General features: G+C 52.3%; 1 protein-coding gene. It reads right to left on the bottom strand.

The window, feature by feature from the left end:
* Positions 1 to 2 precede the first annotated feature (2 nt).
* Positions 3 to 587: sugar transferase (locus C5S62_RS05920; RefSeq protein WP_104404477.1), on the bottom strand; the 585-nt coding region annotated here is incomplete at its 5' end.

The raw sequence follows: 587 nt of genomic DNA, 5'->3' as shown, positions 1-587 counted from the left end.
TCTCAGAACTTCTTTCCGCTCACAATCTTATAAAAGGTCAGCCACAATATCTTCATGTCAAGCCCCCAAGAACGGTGCTCAAGATAATAAAGATCATACTCCAAACGGCTCAGCATCTTCTCCAAGGTATCTGTATAACCGTTGTAAAGAGTGGCGTAGGAAGTCACACCGGGACGGATCTGGTAAAGAAAGGCGTAACGGCCGTCCCGAGACATTATCTGGTCAATATAAAAACGACGCTCGGGACGGGGACCGATGAAGGCCATGTCGCCGATGAATACGTTCCAAAGCTGAGGCAACTCGTCCAGATGGTGCTCGCGGAGAAACTTGCCCACACGGGTCAGACGGGGGTCGCTGCCGCTGCGGTAAAGCTGGGGACCCTTACGCTCGGCATCAAGACGCATCGAGCGGAACTTGTAGATATTGAAAGGACGGCCGAAACGGCCGATACGCTCCTGACGGAATATGGCAGGACCGCCGTCCTCCAGGCGAACGGCCACATAGCAAGCCAACATCAAAGGAGAGAACAGCACAAGGCTCAAAAAAGCTATCAGCATGTCGACCAAGCGCTTCACATTACGCTCAAA

The organism is Prevotella sp. MGM2 (assembly GCF_002933955.1).
Lineage (GTDB): Bacteria > Bacteroidota > Bacteroidia > Bacteroidales > Bacteroidaceae > Alloprevotella.
Note: the sequence above shows the minus strand (reverse complement) of the source record. Positions and strands in the feature narration are given on the sequence as shown.